Source organism: Enterobacter sp. E14S, assembly GCF_055666685.1.
Genome location: NZ_JBVODQ010000004.1, coordinates 39,054 through 56,805 on the forward strand (window position 1 = coordinate 39,054; position 17,752 = coordinate 56,805).

Here is a 17,752-nt window from a genome sequence, read left to right on the forward strand (position 1 = left end):
AGCTCAAGCATAGGGAAGTTCAGCGACGACTGCATTGTGCAAATGCACAAAGAGAGAGGAAGAAGTATGGAGTTGTGGCAAGAATCACAGAAACGAGAAAGCCCCTGCGAACAGGGGCTTCAGAGGATTACTGCATCAGCAGATAAAGAGAGGTATCACCACGCTGGATATTAAGCGCCAGCACGGAAGGCTTGCTGTCGAGAATTTTGCGCAGTTCAGCGATATTTTTCACCGGCTGCTGGTTAGCGCCCATGATCACATCGCCTTTTTTCAGGCCGATACGGGCTGCCGGTGAATTCGCTTTCACGTTGTTCACCACCACGCCTTTGTCTGCGCCTTTATTGCTCATCTCGGCACCTTCAATACCGCTGAAGATGGTGCTGGAATCCACCTGATTCTGGCTGCTCTGCTGCAGCTCCAGGCTCACGTTAACCGGCTTACCGTCGCGCAGCAGGCCGAGGGTCACTTTACTGCCAATCGGCATCGAGCCCACTTCAGCACGCAGGGCGGCAAAGCTGCTGATCGGTTTACCGTTCAGGGAGGTGATTACATCGCCCGCTTTAATGCCCGCTTTCGCCGCAGAAGAATTCGGCATCACCTGGCTGACGAATGCCCCGCGCTGAGCGTCAACTTTCATCGCCTTAGCCAGTTCGGAGTTCAGCTCCGTACCGAGGATACCCAGCTCGCCGCGTTTCACCTGGCCATACTGCACCATCTGCGCGGTCAGGTTTTTCACCATGTTACTCGGGATAGCAAAACCGATCCCGATGTTGCCGCCGTCCGGTGCCAGGATAGCGGTGTTGATACCGATCAGCTCACCGTTCAGGTTCACCAGCGCACCGCCGGAGTTACCGCGGTTGATCGCCGCATCCGTCTGGATGAAGTTTTCATAGTTCTCAGCATTGAGGCCGCTACGGCCCAGCGCAGAGACGATACCCGAGGTCACGGTTTCACCCAGACCGAACGGGTTACCGATCGCCACGGTATAGTCGCCCACGCGCAGCGCATCGGAGTCGGCAATTTTAATCGCCGTCAGGTTTTTCGGATCCTGAATCTGGATCAGCGCGATGTCGGAGCGCGGGTCTTTACCCACCACTTTGGCATCGAACTTGCGGCCATCGCTCAGCTGAACCTTAATGCTGTTAGCGTTATCGACAACGTGGTTATTGGTAACGACGTAGCCTTTCGCCGCATCAATAATTACCCCCGAGCCAAGCGCCATGAATTTCTGCTGCTGGCCGCCGCCCTGGCTGTCATCCCCTGCGCCACCGCCCTGACAGAACGGGGAACTCTGGAATGGCGAACCGTCCTGGCAGAACGGCGAGTTGTCGCCGAAGAACTGCTGGAAGTTACGCGGCATACGCGGCGTATTGACGGTCGTACTTCCCTCAACGTTAATACTCACCACCGATGGCATCACTTTTTCGAGCATCGGTGCCAGGCTTGGCATCTGCTGCGCGGTTGCTGCCGACGACGCGGTCTCGGCTGCAGTAGCAGTCAGAGGAGACAGCGCTAAACCTAAACTCAGAGCCAGTGCACTCATTGCTAATGTGGTTTTTTTCATGTTTCTCAATCTCGATTTACAGGTAACGCAAAATTGCTGTGTAACTCAGATTCGTTTTATACCGCTTAGTTCCGGCGATAAGTTTATGGAAAAGGTAAAAATTTATTGGCCGTCTTTACAAAACTCCGGAATTATTCCACCGCCATCAGCTTGCGGTATTCATCCCAGGCATACAAATCCGTCATGCCGCTGATATAGTCCTGGATAAGACGGCAGCGATAATAATATTCCATCACCGGCCATTGGGGAGAGTTGCGTTCCAGCTTGCCAATCGCTTCGACATACGCCAGACGATGCCGGGTAGAGAGTTTTTGGTAAAGCCGCGATTCGATAGGTATTCTACGCACGCGCTCGTGTTCCACCAGCTCGCTGAACTCGTCGACCGACAGCTGAAGCAACGGGGAATAAATTTCCAGTAACCCACTGATTACCCGATAGCCCTGCAGCTCTAACTGCTCGACATCCGGATGGCTGAATACATGCCGCATCGCCACATGTTTATAAAGCTCAAGGAGTTGACTGAAACTGCTGTCATCTTCCAGCAGCGCGTGGTTGAATTCCCCGCTAAAAATGAGCGGCAAATTATCAATAAAACGCGACGCCGCATACGGCACCAGTTTATTTAATGTATTGACCCGCAAATACATAAAGAACTGGTCTTCCGTACTGCGGCTTAAAGTATTTGAGCGCGATTTTTCCCAGGCATTTTCGACAACCTGCGCAAACAACGAGCCTTTTTCATGGGTCCCCCAGGCCGCATAAAGATGTTGATAAAGCTCCTCGACGCTGAAGATTCTTTTCTCCACGGCATCTTCCAGATCGGCCACGCAATAGGAAATATCATCCGCGGCTTCCATAATCCAGGTCAATGGAAAGCGGCCGTTTGGCGTCAATGAAAGTTCTTTACGTAACCGTTCAATATAGGCCTCTTCGGAAAGGTAATAGCCCGGTTTTTTCATTAAATAGCTGTGGGACGCGGGCGTATCCCCCATCCACCACGCGGGGCGCGTATATTTCAGAATGCAGCCGACCTGGGCCCAGGTCAGGTTCATGCGCATCAGGGAATGGACCAGCCGGATCCCCTGCGCGTTGCCCTCGAAGTGACACAAATCCTGGCGCACTTTGCGGCGCAGATCGTTCAGCCGCTCTTCACCTTCACGCAGGCGTAAATCGCGTACGATGCAGCGGTCATCGCTGAGGGGCTGGCTTACCGCATCCGAAGGATAAAGCCGCTGCTTAAACCAGTCATTGATAGCCGCCTCACCAAAGTGGCCGAAAGGCGGGTTGCCGATGTCATGCATCAGGCAGGCCATCTCAACGATGCTCTCGAAGGGCCCCGTCAGCTCGTCCAGACCATAGGCTTCCAGTAAACGCTGCTCTTTGAGACGGCTCAAAATCTCTTTGGCAATGTAGCGACCGACCTGCTGCACTTCCATCGAGTGGGTTAAGCGCGTGCGCACCGCGGCGTTACGCTCCAGTGGGAACACCTGAGTTTTTTGCTGTAGACGGCGGATAGCAGGCGAGTTAACGATCCGCCCGCGATCGCTTTCGAAGATACGCAGGATCTCATGTTCGCTCTTGTCGCCCTGCGGCGAACGGAAACGTCGGTGCCAGTTTATTTTGGTGCGAAAATCGATTGGTGACATGTGCTCCCCCGCGTGAGAATGCGTTTCCCCTTAACCGCATGATAGACTATGCATCTTAACAAGGCACATCGCGAGTAAATCTATGAAAATCGGCATTATTGGTGCAATGGAAGAAGAAGTTACGCTGCTGCGTGACAAAATTGAGAACCGTCAGACCCTCTCTCTGGGAGGTTGTGAGATCTACACCGGCCAGCTGAACGGTGTTGACGTGGCTCTGCTGAAATCAGGCATCGGTAAAGTGGCTGCTGCGCTGGGTGCAACCCTGCTGCTTGAGCGCTGCAAGCCGGACGTGATCGTGAATACCGGCTCTGCGGGCGGCCTGGCGCCGACGCTGAAAGTGGGCGATATCGTTGTCTCCGACGAAGCGCGTTACCACGATGCCGACGTCACCGCGTTCGGTTACGAGTACGGCCAGCTCCCGGGCTGCCCTGCTGGATTTAAAGCTGACGACAAGCTGATTGCGGCGGCAGAGACCTGCATCGCAGAACTCAACCTCAACGCGGTACGCGGTCTGATTGTCAGCGGTGATGCCTTCATCAACGGCTCCGTTGGGCTGGCGAAAATCCGTCATAACTTCCCTCAGGCGGTTGCCGTTGAGATGGAAGCGACCGCGATCGCTCACGTTTGCCATAACTTCAGCGTACCCTTCGTGGTGGTTCGCGCCATCTCTGACGTGGCAGACCAGCAGTCCCACATCAGCTTCGACGAGTTCCTGACCGTTGCGGCAAAACAGTCCACCGTGATGGTGGAGCGCCTGGTGCAGAATCTGGCACGTGGCTAAACATACCGTCAGGGCGCTGGCCGCCCTGCTTCTTCTCGCACCGCTGTGGCTCTATGCTGTACCGCGCGTGATTACTCTCTCTCCCGCGAATACGGAACTGGCGTTTGCCGCCGGGATCACGCCCGTTGGCGTGAGTAGCTTTTCAGATTACCCACCGCAGGCCGCGGGTATTGAACAGGTGGCAACCTGGCAGGGGATGAACCTTGAGCGCATCGTGGCGCTTAAACCGGATCTCGTGCTGGCCTGGCGCGGCGGCAACGCCGAGCGGCAGGTCAACCAGCTCACCTCGCTTGGCATAAAGGTCATGTGGATTGATGCCGTCAGCATTGAGCAGGTCGCTCAGGCGCTACGCGCCCTGGCACCCTACAGCCCTACGCCCAAAAAAGCCGAGGCTGCGGCGAAACAGATGCTGAGCGACTATGCCGCGCTGAAATCCCGATACGATACCCCTGTTAAAAAGCGCATCTTCCTGCAGTTTGGCAGCCAGCCGCTATTCACCACCGGAAAAGGGTCGATTCAGAACCAGGTACTGGAAGTCTGCGGCGGTGAAAACATCTTTGCTGCCAGCCGGGTACCGTGGCCGCAGGTGAGCCGCGAACAGGTGCTGGCGCGCCAGCCGCAGGCCATCGTCGTGGTCGGAACTGCGAGCGAAATTCCCAAAATTGAGCAATTCTGGCAAAGGCAGCTAAAAATTCCGGTGATCCCGCTCAACAGCGACTGGTTTGAACGCGCCAGCCCGCGTATTATCCTCGCCGCAAAACAGCTCTGTGCCGCGCTGGCAGAGAGTCACTAACATAAGACCCTTTTCGAGGATTTAACGATGCTCGTTTATTGGCTGGATATTCTTGGCACAGCCGTTTTTGCTATCTCCGGCGTTCTGCTCGCTGGAAAACTACGCATGGATCCGTTTGGCGTGCTGGTGCTGGGCGTCGTGACCGCCGTCGGCGGCGGGACTATCCGCGATATGGCGCTGGCGAATGGGCCGGTGTTTTGGGTGAAAGATCCTACCGATCTGGTGGTCGCGATGGTCACCTGCCTGTTAACCATTGTGCTGGTTCGCCAGCCCCGCCGCTTACCCAAGTGGATATTGCCGGTACTGGATGCCGTCGGTCTGGCCGTGTTTGTCGGTATTGGCGTCAACAAGGCGTTTAATGCGGGTACCGGTCCGATGGTGGCAATCTGCATGGGCGTATTAACCGGCGTGGGCGGCGGGATCATACGCGACATTCTGGCGCGTGAAGTGCCGATGATCCTGCGTACTGAAATTTACGCGACGGCCTGCATCGTGGGCGGGATTGTTCACGCGACCGCGTACTACACCTTTGCCCTCCCGCTTGAAAATGCCGCGATGCTGGGGATGGTCGTGACGCTGGTGATACGTTTAGCGGCGATACGCTGGCACCTGAAGCTGCCGACGTTTGCGCTGGATGATAATGGCAGGTAAAAGCAAAACGGTAACCGCAAGGTTACCGTTTTGAGTATTTACGCCCTCTCCCTGTGGGAGAGGGACGGAGTAACGGCATCAGCCGCGCTCCGTTAGATGCTGAACGAAGATCCACACCCGCAGGTGCTTGTCGCATTCGGGTTAGTGACCACAAAGCGTGAACCTTCCAGACCCTCGGTGTAATCCACCGAACCACCCACCAGATATTGCAGGCTCATCGGGTCAACCACCAGCGCGACGCCCTGTTTCTCGATAGTCATATCGCCATCGTTAACCTGATCGTCAAAAGTAAAACCATACTGGAAGCCGCTGCAGCCGCCACCGGTAATATAGACACGCAGTTTCAGATCCGGATTGTCTTCATCGGCAATCAGGACTTTCACTTTGTTGGCTGCTGCTTCGGTAAATTCGAGCGGTACAGCTACTACGTCATCACTCATCTTATGCTCCCATGAATACTGCTATTGGGTAAAATTCACCCAATTCTTTGTCTCATTATCTAATACCCTGGTAATTCATTCAAGTATTCTGCGTGGCGGCCCGTTCAGCCTCTTGTTTCGCCAGGGTACGCGCGAGGATGGTGGAGTATAACGGTTTTCCACCCAGGAACTGGGCTAATAGTGTCGCGCCGAGGCAGGTAATGATCATTGGCAAAATGAGCTGGTAATTGTCCGTCATCTCCAGCACCAGCACGATCCCGGTCAAGGGCGCACGCAGGGACGCGGCCAGCAGCGCCCCCATTCCGGCCACCGCAAAGGTCCCGGCTTCAAGGTGATAGGCGGGAAAGCCCACTTCAGCCGCCATACCAAATGCGGTCCCGAGCAACGTACCCAGCGCCAGCATCGGGGCAAAAATCCCCCCGGGCGCGCCGGAAGAGAAGCACAGTACCGTCGTGATAACCCGGGAGATAAACATAAACAGCAGCAGACCCACGCTGAAATTCCCCGCCGCCGCAATGGGAATCAGCCCGAACCCGCCGCCTGCGGCATTCGGCTCGATAAACCCGAGTACGCCACACATTCCGCCCAGCAGACCGCCCATCAGCACCCATTTCGTGGTGTTCCCGCCGTGAATGCGCTGGAACATATCCTGAGCGCGCAGGATAAAGGTGTTAAACAGCGGCCCCACCACGCCAAAAATCATGCCGAGGATCAGGTAAAGCCACAGGGTGTTGACCGGCGCGTTGGTCAGTTTACCCACCTCAATGACCGCTCCCTCGCCATTAAAGATGCGAAACACGATGCTCGACATAATGACGCCGGTGAATACCGCTTTAATTGAGATCAGGTTGTAGCGGAACTGCGCGCGCATCTCTTCGATAATGAACAAAATGCCTGCCAGCGGCGCGTTAAACGCGGCGGAAAGCCCCGCCGCCGCGCCGGTTGCCAGCAGCGTATGGCGCGCTTCGGCGCTTCGCATCCGAAACAGATCGCCCACCATGCGGCCGACGTTCCCCCCCAGCTGTACCGTGGGTCCTTCCCGTCCAAGCACCATTCCCGCGCCCAGAGTCCCCATGCCGCCGATGAACTTAACCGGAATCACCCGCCACCAGCGCACCGGACGCAGCTCCTCAAGCGCGCCTTCAATTTCAGGGATGCCCGATCCCCCCGCTTCCGGCGCGAATTTACGCACCAGAAAATACCCCACCATGGCAAACAGCGCGGACAGCCCGAATGCCCACACCCAGACCAGCCATTCGCTGTCGGCGAAACCGGCCACGGTGCCCACTCGCCAGTTGAGTACGGCATTAACCGCTTTTTCAAACGCCACGCCAACCAGGCCCGCGAGAGTGCCCACCACGGCAGCGGCCAGCAGGATCGCCAGCGGCGTTTTATCGCGATTGAGCAGCCGCCGAATGCTGACTCGGTTCTGGGCGCGCGTAAACTGTTGTTCTTCAAAAGAAGGAGAATCTGATTTCATGTCCTGTTCTTATTTGTCACACAAAAAGCCGCGAGGATTTTACCAGAGACGGCCCCCCCGTCTCCTGAAAATTACTTAACAAATCTTAAAGCATTGCCCGGCTAAAAATTTCATAACCTTCCCCGAATCACATAGAATAGTGGGCTTAACCATTTTATTCGAACCAGGAACGACGCCATGAGCAAGTCTGAAAACCTCTACAGTGCAGCCCGCGAGCTTATTCCGGGTGGCGTGAACTCACCTGTGCGCGCCTTCACCGGCGTGGGCGGTACGCCGCTCTTTATCGAACGTGCTGACGGCGCGTATCTGTATGATGTCGATGGCAAAGCCTATATCGATTATGTGGGTTCCTGGGGACCGATGGTGCTGGGGCACAACCATCCGGCCATTCGTAACGCGGTAATTGAAGCCGCCCAGCGCGGCCTGAGCTTCGGTGCGCCAACCGAAATGGAAGTGAAAATGGCGGAGCTGGTGACCGAACTGGTGCCGACCATGGACATGGTGCGTATGGTGAACTCCGGTACCGAAGCGACCATGAGCGCCATCCGCCTGGCGCGCGGTTTTACCGGTCGCGATAAAATCATCAAGTTTGAAGGCTGCTACCACGGTCATGCGGACTGCCTGCTGGTGAAAGCCGGTTCCGGCGCGCTGACGCTCGGCCAGCCGAACTCCCCGGGCGTACCGGCAGATTTCGCGAAGCACACCCTGACCTGCACCTACAACGATCTTGCTACCGTTCGCGCGGCGTTCGAGCAGTATCCGCAGGAGATCGCCTGCATCATCGTTGAGCCGGTTGCCGGCAACATGAACTGTATCCCACCGCAGCCTGACTTCCTGCCGGGCCTGCGTGCCCTGTGCGACGAGTTCGGCGCGCTGCTGATCATCGATGAAGTCATGACCGGCTTCCGCGTGGCGCTGGCGGGTGCCCAGTCTTACTACGACGTCGTGCCGGACCTGACCTGCCTCGGCAAAATCATCGGCGGCGGCATGCCGGTCGGCGCATTCGGTGGTCGTAAGGACGTAATGGAAGCCCTGGCGCCAACCGGTCCGGTTTACCAGGCGGGCACGCTCTCCGGTAACCCCATCGCCATGGCGGCGGGCTTTGCCTGCCTGACCGAAGTGGCTCAGCCGGGCATTCACGAAACCCTGACCGACCTGACCTCGCTGCTGGCAAACGGTCTGCTGGAAGCGGCAGAAGAAGCGGGGATTCCGCTGGTGGTTAACCACGTGGGCGGCATGTTCGGGATTTTCTTCACCGATGCGAAAACCGTGACCTGCTATCAGGACGTGGTGAAGTGCGACGTTGAACGCTTCAAGCGCTTCTTCCACCTGATGCTGGAAGAAGGCGTGTACCTCGCGCCGTCAGCGTTCGAAGCGGGCTTTATGTCCGTGGCGCACAGCGAAGAAGATATCAACAACACCATCGACGCGGCGCGCAAGGTGTTTGCGAAGCTGTAAGATGTGCGGCTTGATGCCCTCACCCCAACCCTCTCCCACGGGGAGAGGGAGCAAATACTAAAACGGCAATCAAAAGATTGCCGTTTACTTTTATTACCGGCTCTGCTTTCTCAACAGATAAATAAAGTACGGCGCACCGATAAAGGTCGACAGCAGACCCGCCGGGATCTGATACGGGAACAGCACCATTCTTCCGCACCAGTCCGCAAACACCAGCATCACCCCGCCCGTCAGGGCCGACATCACAATATGCGGCATCGTCCGGCGGAATCCCATCATTCTGGCAATGTGCGGCGCCATTAATCCGACAAAACTCAGCGGTCCAATCGTCAGGGTTGCCACAGCCGTCAGGCACGCCGCCAGCAGCAGCAGGGCCACGCGCGCTGGCGTCAGCGCCATTCCCACCGCGCGCGCGGTTTCGCCGCCGAGCGGCAGAATGGTCATCCAGCGGCGGCACAGCGGCACCATCGCCAGCAGCACGAGCATCACGATCCCGGACCAGACCACCTGGCTGCCGGTGGCGTTGTACGTCGAGCCGGAAATCCAGGTCAGGATCTTCGCCATACGCGGATCGCCGCTGGCCTGCAGCATCATCAGCAGCATGGTAAATGCGGTGCTGAGCGCCATCCCGGCCAGCAGCATGCGGTGCGGTGAAAACCCGCCGCGACCGGCGGCTATCAGGATAATCATCAGCGTGACTGCCGCACCGATACTGCCGGCTGGCATCAGCCAGCCAAACGCATTCCCCGGCACAAAGAACAGCATCAGCACCACGCCAAAGGCGGCTCCAGAGCTGATCCCGAGCACTTCCGGGCTTGCCATCGGGTTGCCGGTCAGACGCTGAATAATGCACCCCGCCACCGCCAGCATCACCCCTGCGATCAGCGCGGCGAAGATACGCGGCCAGCGCCACTGCACCAGTTCATTGAGTAAATCACTCGTTGCCCAGTGCCAGCCCATGGCATCGCGTCCGAAAGAAAGCGCCGCGAACGAGGCGATAATCAGCACCGCCAGGCCGGCAAGGCTAAACCACAGCACCGACTGACGTTCAGCGTAGACTTTATCGCCGGCGTCCATCGCCGGTGCGCTCATGCTGCGCAGTCGCGGGAGCAGCCACAGCAGCAGCGGCGCCCCGATAAGCGCGGTCACAGAGCCGGTGGAGACTTCTCTCCAGACCTGCGCCAGCCAGAGAATAAGCTGATCGGAAAGCCAGAGGATCAGCGCCCCAATCAGCGGCGCCAGCATCAGACGCGCCAGCAGGCGACGCGCCCCGAGCATTTTCGCCAGCAGCGGCGCAAACAGGCCGATAAACCCGATGATGCCGACCGCGTTGACCAGCAGGGCACTCAATACAATCGCCAGCGTCAGCGCCGCCAGACGAGCCAGCGACAGCGCCAGCCCCAGGTTACGCGCCACGCCATCATCCAGCCCCATGAGCGTCAGAGGGCGCAGGAGCAGCAGCGTCAGCACGACTCCGCCAGCCAGCTGCGGCCAGAGGTGATCTACAACGCCCCAGTCGGTCTGGGTGAGCGTGCCGGTACTCCACAGGAACATGCTTTGCAGCCGATCGTGATGGAACAGCACCAGCAGCTGGTTAATCGCCCCGCAGTACAGGCTCACCACCAGCCCGGCCAGAATAAGCGTCACAGGAGAAAGGCGCTTGCCCCAGGCCACGCCAAAGACCAGCGCGCCCACCACGCACGCCCCCGCGAGTGCCGCAAACTGCGAGGTTAACGCTCCCGGCAGCGCCCACAGCGTGGTGATGGTGATCCCAAGCTGCGCGCCGGTCGCGACGCCGAGCGTGGTTGGCTCTGCTAGCGGGTTACGTAAAACCTGCTGGAACAGCACGCCCACCAGCCCTAAGCCGGCCCCGACCAAAAGGGAGATTGCCAGACGCGGCAGCAGGCTGTAGTGGAACAGCATCTGCTGAATATTGTCGATATCCGGCGAGGCCAGAGCGGCCCCCCACTGCTCGCGAGGTAAGGCCGCAGAGAGGTTGAACCCGGTTAATACCAGCGCAACCAGAAAAAGCAGGGATAACAGCAGCGCCGGGAAGCGGGCGATACGCGTACTCATGCTTTACCTCCCAGGGCGTTATCCAGCACGCGGGCAAAATGCATGGCCGACAGCGTCGCACCGTAGAACCAGACCGCCTGGGCGCGCTGGAAGCGCTTCTCGCGCACAAACGGCATCGCCTGCCAGAGCGGGGTCGCCATCAGGGTTTGCATGTCGCGTTCGTTACCGTGGTCGAAACAGAGCACGTCCACATCGCGAAACGCCGCCAGGCGGTCGATACCCACGGCGGTACTGCCCCAGAAGGTCATCTCCCCTTCCCAGGCGTTGCGAATGCCGAAGCTGTCCAGCACCTCCTGGAACAGACAGTTTTTACCGAAGACCAGCATATGGCGGGCATCCAGCAGCGTCACCATGAGCAGCGGACGATCGCCCCGGTGAGCAAAGCGCGGCTTCAGGGAGTCTATCAGGGCATCAAATTCGTCGAGATGCTTTTTGGCCTCCGCTTCGCGGTTGAGGAAATGCGCCATCTCGTTAATCGAGTTTTTCGCCACGGCCAGCGGTTTTTTACCGTCGCTGAAAGCAAATCCACGTCCCGGCGCAATGCGCGCCATGGTCTCCTCTGACGGGCCGTAGCCCGCTGACCAGAACAGGAACGAGGGTTTCATCTGGGTGAGCAGCTCAAGGTTTGGCTCCGTTCGCAGGCCGACGTCGATTACCGAGTCCGGCAGCTTTGGCTCGTTCACCCAGAGGTTATAGTTAGGAATGTCCGCCACGCCATAGGGCGTGACGCCGAGCGCCATCATCAGTTCGACCGGCAGCCACTCCAGGGCCACAATACGGTGCGGATCGACGGCGGCGGCACGCGCCGTATTCATTTTTAACAGCAGCGGCGAGAGCGCCATCGCCGTCAGCAGGCGACGGCGGCTAATGCGTGTGTTATTCAGCATCAGTAGACAAAGCTCACCGGTGCAGCCCCGGCCGGTGAGGCAGAATACCCATCGGAATACCGTAAATATGTTCCAGCGTTTCGCTGCGCATCAGCTCTGCCGGTGTCCCCTGGGCAATCATCTCGCCCCCGCGCAGCGCGACGAGGTAGTCACAATAGCGCGCAGCCATGTTGATATCGTGCAGAACCGCAATGACCGTCAGGCCACGCTGCTGGCTCAATCGATGCACCAGCGCCAGGACGTCGACCTGATGGGCGATATCCAGCGCAGAGGTCGGTTCATCCAGCAGCAGACAGCGGCTGTCCTGCGCCACCAGCATCGCGATCCACGCGCGCTGACGTTCGCCGCCGGACAGACTATCCACCAGACGGTGCGCCAGCGGTTTTAGCCCGACCAGCGCAATCGCCTCTTCCACCTTCTCTCTGTCGGCGACGCCGAAGCGCCCAAGCGCACCGTGCCACGGATAACGCCCAATCGCCACCAGCTCACGCACCGTCATCCCTTCCGCCTGCGGCAGCTGCTGCGGCAGATAGGCCACTTTGCGGGCAAAGGCTTTACTGCTCCAGCTCTCCAGCGGTTGGTCATCCAGCAGAATATCGCCTTCTGAAGGCGGCTGATGGCGCCCCAGCATCTTGAGCAGCGTGGATTTACCGGAACCGTTGTGACCAATCAGGCCCGTCACTTTACCGGCCGGAAACGTCAAAGAGAGCGGATGCAGCAGCGTGCGCCCGGGTACGCGAAAGGAGAGATGGTTGAGCGTAAAGGTGGTGTCGGGTTGCGTTTGAATATCCTGCATATCAGCCAACTTAAATAAAAAGGGCACGGCGAACCGTGCCCGAAGAGAGATTAGAAGCGGAAGGTCGCGGTGGCAACAACCTGACGTTCAGCACCCCAGAAGCAGCCGTAGGTATTGAAGCAGCTGGCAACGTACTCACGATCGAACAGGTTGTTCACGTGCAGCGCCACGTTTGAGCCAGCCATGCCAACGCGTGCCAGATCGTATCTGACCAGCGCATCGACAACGGTGTAGCTGCCCACCTTGAAGGAGTTCGCCGGATCGCCATAGCTTGAGCCCGTGTAACGCACGCCGGTACCCAGCGTCAGACCTGACAGCGCACCGTCAAACAGGGTGTAATCACCCCACAACGATGCCATGTGTTTTGGCACCTGAGCAGGCGTGTTGCCTTTGTAGGTGGTGTCCGTGGTGTATTCCGCATCGGTGTAGGTATAAGACCCCACCAGGTTGACGCTCGCAGACAGGGCCGCTTTCGCTTCCAGTTCTACGCCACGCGCGCGGATTTCACCGCCCTGAACCGAGAAGAAGGAGCCCGCCGGGTCCGCCATCAGGTTGTTGGTTTTGGTCAGCTGGTACAACGCACCGGTGACGACGATCGGACGATCGTTCGGCACGTATTTCACGCCCGCTTCGTACTGTTTGCCTTTAGACGGCGAGAACAGCTTGCCCTGGGCATCGGTCTGCGAAGCCGGTTCAAACGATTCGCTGTAGCTAAAGTACGGAGTTACGCCGTTATCAAACAGATAGTTAACGCCACCGCGCCAGGTGAACTGGGTATCATCACGTTTGGAGGTGGTGTTCGTCACGCGGTTATAGGATTCCTGATCGGCCCAGTCATAACGGCCGCCCAGGGTTACCAGCACTTTATCCCACTGCGCCTGATCCTGAACATACAGCCCCGTCTGTTTCTGACGGTTGAGGATCTGATATGGACCGGAGGTCGCGGGATCTTTTGAGCCGAAATCAAAATCGCTGTTCACCGGATTGTAGAGATCCAGCAGCGGAACAGAGTCGTCGTAACCGAACCAGGAGTTGATGTCATTTCGCATGCGCATAAAGTCAACGCCGGTCAGCAGGACATGGTCCACCTCGCCGGTTGAGAATTTGCTCTGCAGCTGGGTATCAACGGTAAAGTTCTGCAGCTTTTCGTTATCGACAACGTATTTACGCGCCAGATAATGGCCCTTGTCCGATGGCGCTAGCGCGGCACACTGTTTGTTGCCGCTGTTTGCCGGGTCGGTACAAACGCCATAACCGTATACGCTGTTTTGCGAGGTTTTGTTCTCGGCAAAGCGCAGGTTCTGACGCACGGTAAAGGTATCGTTGAACTCGTGGTCGAAGCTATATCCCACCATTTTCTGGTTACGGGAATAGGTATTGTTCTTCGCGCCTTCGTTGAAGTTCGTCGGCAGACGATCGCCGTTCGGCAGCGGCTCAACCGTTCCCTCTTTTGGCAGCCAGCCGTAGTAGCCCGTTTCAGGCTCGTTCTGGAAGTAGGAGAGGAACGTGAAGGTGGTTTTATCATCCGGACGCCAGGAGAACGATGGCGCGATGGCGTAACGCTGCTCTTCAGCACGCTCCTGCTGAGCGTTATTAGAACGCGCAACGCCCGTTAAGCGATAAGAGTAAACGCCGTCGTCGTCGATCGCATCGCTAAAATCGAACCCGGTCTGGAACAGGCTATCCGTGCCAACTTTGAACTGGATCTCTTTCAGCGGCTCGGTTGTTGGGCGCTTACTGACCATGTTCAGCAAACCGCCCGGGCTGCTTTTGCCGTACAGAACGGAAACCGGGCCGCGCATGATTTCGGCGCGCTCCAGCATGTAAGGATCAATCACCGCGTCGTTATAGAAGTTCCCCTGCATTTTCATGCCGTCGAGGTAGTTATTCTGCGTCTGACCATCGGCCGCGAAGCCGCGAATGATCAAATAGTCATAGGTGTTAGACGCGCCGCGCGTGCCTACCGCAACGCCCGGCGTGTAGCTCAGGGCTTCTTTCACCGAGCGCGGCTGATGCAGCGCCATCTCTTCGGCAGTGACCACAGAAATAGACTGCGGAACCTTTTGAATAGGGGTATCCGTTTTGGTTCCGGTCGCGGATTGCCGTGCGGCGATGGTCGCAGCAGGCCCCCAGGCACTTTCCTGTGCCGCAGGAGCTGCGGTTACCGTAATGGTTTCTTCTTTTTTCGGGGTTTCGGCCGCGTGAGCATAAGCAGACATGCCGGCAACCGCTGTGGCGACGACGACCGCGAGCTTACGCAGCGAGGTGTTCATTGGCTGAGCAGTATTGGAAAGCGCCATGTTGAATCTCTGATGTGAAAGTGAATGATAACGTAAACGAGAATTATTATTATGAGCGCCAGAATAATATGCGAAACGCTGGTTGCATAGCAAGCAGTAAGCGGCCCTATGAGAATTAAGGGTTTAAGAAATCATCAAGAGAAAACGAAGGGTTAATCAGAGTTAAAGCGAGGGTTAACGAAATGAGGTCTACGGGTAAAAAAAGCCCCCTTCCGGGGAAGAGGGCTTTAAAAGGTTAGTTACCGCCGAACATGTCTTTAATCCAGCCCGCGACACCGTCGCTGTCTTTCTTCTCATTCTGCTGCTGCGGCTGTTGCTGCTGCGGCTGCTGTGGCTGAGAAGACTGGTCGAACGGGTTACCCGTCGGCTGTTCAGGCTGGCTTTGCTGGCACAGCGAGTCCGGGTTGGCCGTCCAGACCGGCAGGGTACGCATTCCCCCGCCGCAGACGAAGTTACCGGAACTGTCCACGCCCATATCCACGATATCTTCCGGCGCAACCAGATTCAGCGGCACCGGAGACTGATTGGCCAGATAGCGCTGGTAAATCGACATCGCCCCGCTCGCCCCGTACAGTTTGGTCGGCTGGTTGTTGTCGCGGCCTACCCAGGTGATCACCACTTCACGGCCATCAATACCGGCAAACCAGGTATCGACGTTGTTGTTGGTGGTCCCGGTTTTACCCGCCAGATGCAGGCCCGGATACTTCGCACCCAGCTGACGCCCGGTACCGCGCTGCACAACCTGCTGCATCGTCCACAGCGTCATATAGGCGGCCTGAGCAGGAACGGCACGCTCCGCCTGCGGGAAGCTCTGATAAAGCACGGAACCATCTTCGGCAATCACTGAGCGCAGGGCAGACAGCGGCGCGCGGTTGCCCCCGCTGGCAATGGTCTGGAACGCCTGCGCCACTTCGATCGGCGTCAGGTTAAGCGCACCGAGGATCATCGCCGGCACCGGATGCAGCTGATCTTTCGCCACGCCCAGCTTTTGCCAGGTATCGACAATCGCCGGCAGTCCCAGCGACATGCCCAGGTTCACCGTTGGCACGTTCATGGAACGGGTCAACGCATCCACCAGCATGACCTGGCCGCTGAACTGTTTATCATCGTTCTGCGGTGACCAGACCTGACCGTTAGGCTGGCGCAGGGAGATCGGCGCATCCGCAATCCAGGTATTCAGGCGATACTGATTTGGCTGGCTCAGGGCTGTGAGGTAGGTTGCCGGTTTTGCCAGAGAGCCGATTGAGCGACGCGCCTGCATCGCACGGTTGTAGCCTGCAAACTGCGGCTCGGCCCCGCCCACCATCGCGCGCACTTCGCCGGTGTTACGGTCAACCACCACCATCGCGGTTTCAAGATCGGAGAGCTTACGCTGTTTCTTCAGCGCCGGAATGCCTTCCACAGCCGCTTTTTCGGCCGCATCCTGCGCCACGGAGTCAAAGGTGGTGAAGATCTTCACGCCGGAGAGATCTTTGACCTTATCACCGAGCTTGCTTTGCAGCTCCTGACGCACCAGCTGCATAAACGCAGGCTGAGGCGAAATCACGCCGCCGCGCGGCTGAACGCCGAGCGGACGCGCGCTCAGCATGTCGTACAGCTCCTGGTCAATCACCTGCTGCTGTTGCAGCAGACGCAGAACGAGGTTACGACGCTCCAGCGCCAGTTTCGGGTTACGCCACGGGTTATAAATGGACGCCCCTTTCACCATGCCCACCAGCAGCGCCTGCTGGTCCAGGCTCAGCTCTTCCACCGGACGGCCAAAGTAGTACAGGCTCGCCAGCGGGAAGCCGCGGATTTCGTTATCGCCGCTCTGACCGAGGTACACCTCGTTCATGTACAGCTCAAGGATACGATCCTTGCTGTAGCGCGCATCCATCAGCACGGCCATGTAGGCTTCGTTCGCTTTACGCCAGTAAGAGCGTTCGCTGGAGAGGAACAGGTTTTTCACCAGCTGCTGGGTCAGCGTACTCGCTCCCTGCACGGTGCGACCGGCAGTCAGGTTAGCCAGTACCGCACGGCCAATCGAGTAGAGGCTGATGCCATCGTGCTCGTAGAAGTGACGGTCTTCGGTTGCCAGCAGGGTATCGACCAGCAGATCCGGGAAGCCATTACGCGCCACGAACAGGCGCTGCTCGCCGTTTGCTGACGAAAGCATGGTGATCAGACGCGGATCGAGACGGAAGAAACCGAACTGACGGTTGTTATCCATGTTCTCGATGGTGTCCAGACGATCGCCGTCAAAGGTCAGACGCGCGCGCACCTGCCCCTCTTTGCTGTCCGGGAAATCAAACGGACGACGGATCATCTCAATACTGTTGGACTGCACGGTAAATTCGCCAGGCCGCGTCATTTTTGACACCTGACGATACTGGGTGGCTTCCAGCAGTTTAACCATCTCGTTTTTGGTGATGGACATATCTGGCTCAAGGTTCACCATACGGCCATACACTGCCGCAGGGAGCTGCCAGACTTTTCCGTCGATACGGCTGCGGATCTTCTGATCCAGATACACGCCGTAAATTGCCATCAGGACAACAAAAATAATAAACAGCTTCAGCAGCAGCCAGAACCAGCCGCGCTTGCCCCGAGGCTTACGCCCTTTGCCTTTTCCATTACGCGGCATCGGTTCTTCATCCTCATAATCGTCTTCATAGTCATCGTCATAGTCCTCATCTCTGAGGCGACGACGGCTTACCTTTTCTTTCGCCGGACGCGCTGGTTTTCCCTTACGTCCTATTGGCTCGCGGTCATTCCCCGCCATGCTTTTTCTCCGCAACTTTCAGGCGCAAAGGCCAGATTTTCTTTTCTTTCACAGGCCTGTGAAAGAAGAAATCTCTCAAAATTTGTTTTCTCCCTCTCCCCGTGGGAGAGGGCCGGGGT

General features: G+C 57.7%; 12 protein-coding genes and 1 pseudogene. 4 read left to right on the plus strand and 9 right to left on the minus strand.

Annotated elements, in window-relative coordinates; translation table 11 throughout:
* Positions 1 to 127: 127 nt before the first annotated feature.
* Together degP and dgt are read right to left on the minus strand one after the other, a co-directional pair.
* Positions 128 to 1,564, minus strand: a complete 1,437-nt coding sequence (gene degP, locus ACZ6J2_RS11260; protein WP_024907518.1) for a serine endoprotease DegP — start codon at positions 1,562 to 1,564, stop codon at positions 128 to 130.
* Positions 1,565 to 1,695: 131 nt separating this feature from the next.
* Complete coding sequence (gene dgt / locus ACZ6J2_RS11265; RefSeq protein ID WP_471725741.1) at positions 1,696 to 3,210, minus strand: dGTPase; 1,515 nt, start codon at positions 3,208 to 3,210, stop codon at positions 1,696 to 1,698.
* An 82-nt stretch (positions 3,211 to 3,292) separates the two neighbouring features.
* On the opposite strand from dgt, the gene mtnN reads away from it, so the two are divergent.
* From mtnN to ACZ6J2_RS11280, 3 genes are read left to right on the plus strand one after another with little or no spacing between them, the layout of a single operon-like run.
* Entirely contained in the window at positions 3,293 to 3,991 is a 699-nt protein-coding gene (gene mtnN / locus ACZ6J2_RS11270; RefSeq protein WP_014882620.1) for a 5'-methylthioadenosine/S-adenosylhomocysteine nucleosidase, read from the plus strand.
* Positions 3,984 to 4,784 carry a vitamin B12 ABC transporter substrate-binding protein BtuF gene (gene btuF / locus ACZ6J2_RS11275; RefSeq protein ID WP_471725742.1) on the plus strand — a complete coding sequence of 267 codons (801 nt, stop codon included), beginning with the start codon at positions 3,984 to 3,986 and terminating at the stop codon, positions 4,782 to 4,784. Before mtnN ends, btuF begins: the two co-directional genes overlap by 8 nt.
* Before the next feature lie 27 nt (positions 4,785 to 4,811).
* Positions 4,812 to 5,435: a TRIC cation channel family protein gene (locus tag ACZ6J2_RS11280; RefSeq protein ID WP_023310447.1), complete on the plus strand. Its 624-nt coding sequence runs from the start codon at positions 4,812 to 4,814 to the stop codon at positions 5,433 to 5,435.
* Between the two features lie 92 nt (positions 5,436 to 5,527).
* Here the strand turns inward: ACZ6J2_RS11280 and erpA are convergent, their stop codons facing one another.
* Positions 5,528 to 5,875, minus strand: coding sequence for an iron-sulfur cluster insertion protein ErpA (gene erpA, locus ACZ6J2_RS11285; RefSeq protein WP_023310446.1), 348 nt, complete (start codon positions 5,873 to 5,875; stop codon positions 5,528 to 5,530).
* 79 nt (positions 5,876 to 5,954) lie between these two features.
* A complete protein-coding gene (gene clcA, locus ACZ6J2_RS11290; RefSeq protein ID WP_471725743.1) occupies positions 5,955 to 7,355 on the minus strand; it encodes a H(+)/Cl(-) exchange transporter ClcA in 1,401 nt (466 codons plus the stop codon).
* 177 nt (positions 7,356 to 7,532) lie between these two features.
* Here clcA and hemL point away from each other — a divergent pair, with 177 nt between their 5' ends.
* Entirely contained in the window at positions 7,533 to 8,813 is a 1,281-nt protein-coding gene (hemL, locus tag ACZ6J2_RS11295; protein ID WP_471725744.1) for a glutamate-1-semialdehyde 2,1-aminomutase, read from the plus strand.
* Between the two features lie 93 nt (positions 8,814 to 8,906).
* Here the strand turns inward: hemL and fhuB are convergent, their stop codons facing one another.
* The 5 genes and pseudogenes from fhuB to mrcB all read right to left on the minus strand — a co-directional run bounded on the left by fhuB (position 8,907) and on the right by mrcB (position 17,633).
* A complete protein-coding gene (fhuB, locus tag ACZ6J2_RS11300) occupies positions 8,907 to 10,889 on the minus strand; it encodes a Fe(3+)-hydroxamate ABC transporter permease FhuB (RefSeq protein WP_471725745.1) in 1,983 nt (660 codons plus the stop codon).
* Positions 10,886 to 11,776 (minus strand): Fe(3+)-hydroxamate ABC transporter substrate-binding protein FhuD, encoded by an 891-nt coding sequence (gene fhuD / locus ACZ6J2_RS11305; RefSeq protein ID WP_471725746.1) that lies wholly within the window; start codon positions 11,774 to 11,776, stop codon positions 10,886 to 10,888. The genes fhuB and fhuD overlap by 4 nt, the downstream gene beginning before the upstream one ends.
* Positions 11,776 to 12,572: pseudogene (fhuC, locus tag ACZ6J2_RS11310) on the minus strand (Fe3+-hydroxamate ABC transporter ATP-binding protein FhuC). Before fhuC ends, fhuD begins: the two are co-directional and overlap by 1 nt.
* 50 nt (positions 12,573 to 12,622) lie before the next feature.
* The gene (fhuA, locus tag ACZ6J2_RS11315; protein ID WP_033144662.1) at positions 12,623 to 14,872 is read right to left on the minus strand and encodes a ferrichrome porin FhuA; all 2,250 of its coding nucleotides are present in this window, start codon (positions 14,870 to 14,872) and stop codon (positions 12,623 to 12,625) included.
* A gap of 235 nt (positions 14,873 to 15,107) precedes the next feature.
* Positions 15,108 to 17,633, minus strand: coding sequence for a bifunctional glycosyl transferase/transpeptidase (gene mrcB, locus ACZ6J2_RS11320; protein WP_471725747.1), 2,526 nt, complete (start codon positions 17,631 to 17,633; stop codon positions 15,108 to 15,110).
* Positions 17,634 to 17,752: the final 119 nt, after the last annotated feature.